The sequence below is a fragment of the Caballeronia sp. genome, from assembly GCF_049581465.1.
In the GTDB taxonomy this organism is placed as follows: Bacteria; Pseudomonadota; Gammaproteobacteria; order Burkholderiales; family Burkholderiaceae; genus Caballeronia.
Genome location: NZ_JBAUSA010000608.1, coordinates 1 through 1,659, shown reverse-complemented (window position 1 = coordinate 1,659; position 1,659 = coordinate 1). Strand labels below are relative to the sequence as shown.

Annotated in this window: 1 protein-coding gene; it reads left to right on the top strand. The window is 60.6% G+C overall.

Annotation, left to right across the window (positions count from 1 at the left end):
* Window positions 1–85: 85 nt before the first annotated feature.
* Window positions 86–1,659: catalase (locus WCA53_RS14825; RefSeq protein WP_423911525.1), on the top strand; the 1,574-nt coding region annotated here is incomplete at its 3' end.

The following is a 1,659-nucleotide window of genomic DNA, read 5'->3' as shown; positions in this document are numbered from 1 at the left end:
TATTTGATTGTCAAATTGAGGAAAGGACGCCGGGGCATAGCGTCCAAAAGCGGCTGGCGGAGCCGTTCGGCTCGGAGGGATGAGGATGGGCGGTCCTGACATCGCCGCGAAACTGGTCGAGGCGCTCCGTCGTACCGACGGCAAACCAGACCTGCGCCCGGTGCACGCGATCGGCATCAGCGCGACCGGTTATTTCGAGGCGTCCGAAGTCGCGCGCGACTATTGCATCGCCGAGCATTTTCAGGGCGACCGAGTGCGGGTCATCGTGCGCTTCTCGAACGGATCAGGCTGCGCGGTTGTACACGACGGCTGGTCGGACGTGCGCGGAATGGCGACACGATTTCACCTGTCCAGCGGCCCGGCGACGGACCTCATCGCGATGACGCTGTCCGCGTTCTTCGCGCCGACCCCGGAAACTTTCCTGGACTTTGCCATAGCCGCCAAACCTACCCAGGTGAAGCGAGAGTCTATCTGCCGGAAGGTCCTCGACCTCCTACAGTTGAAGCTGCCTCTGCCCAATCCCTATTCGGGAGAAACGATCAGCCCCGACGCGGGCGCGATGCGGTTTGCGGATCAAAACGACTACGCCAAGCTTGCCGTGTCCCAGGCGGCCACAATCGGCGCGCCGGTGAGTTATTTCCGCGCGGACTATCACGCCGTCCATACATTTATCGTCGTTGCGCCCGACAAGACGCGTCGCTGGGTGCGCTTCAGTTGGCAACCCGTCTACGGCGTTCTGAACACCAAAATCACGGATCCGGTAATAGACCAATACCTGCAGAAGGATCTTCGCAATCGGCTCGCTAAAGAGCCAGCGCGCTTCACTCTGATGATGGCGATCGGGGAAGCTGGCGATGATTTCAATGATCCGTCTCGCCCGTGGCCGCCTCATCGGGCGCGGATCATGATGGGGACGCTGACGCTTAACGCCGTTCCCGAAGACCAGGTCGCGGATTGCGAACATTTGGCCTTCAATCCCTTGCACCTGACTAAAGGGATTGAGGCTTCGGACGACCCGGTCCTGCGCGTGCGTGAACAAGCCTACAATCTCTCGCGCGACTCGCGCCTGAAAGCCTCGGGGTGCCCGTTCTCAACCGGCGTTGCGGCGAAGGTCGAGCCGATACCGAATTGGCTCGATTGGTTGGATAAGGTGGTTGTCGGACTCCAGGACAACTCGGTCGTCAGCAAGCTATCGAGCTGGATCCTCGTCCCATACTGGGCTCGACAAATGCGGACAGAGGCTCTGCCCGGTGGGCCGCGAGCCGCCGTCCAGCCAAGCGAAAACGTTCAGCGCATGATGAACCTCATCATGCCGCTAAAGGACAAGTCGGCGATCGGGCGCGCCAAGGCGGCCCGTGCGGTCGCGCAGAACGTCGACGAAATCTTTGCCGGTCTCGACAATGTCGGAACGGTCCATTTCGCCCGCTTCCTGCTGATCGGCGACTCTATCTGCATGATTTCGGTCTATGACGGCGACTTCACCAACTACATCCGGGATTTCATCGCCACGATCGGCAGCGTCTTCGACGAGATCGTGAAGTTGGTGGAGGGCGGCGAAGCGATCATCCCCTCGGAGGACCACGTCGACGCGTTCATCGAATGGGTGCACGATCACGACCTCTTCCAGGCGCCGGACTTCCCGACCGATCTGTTCACATT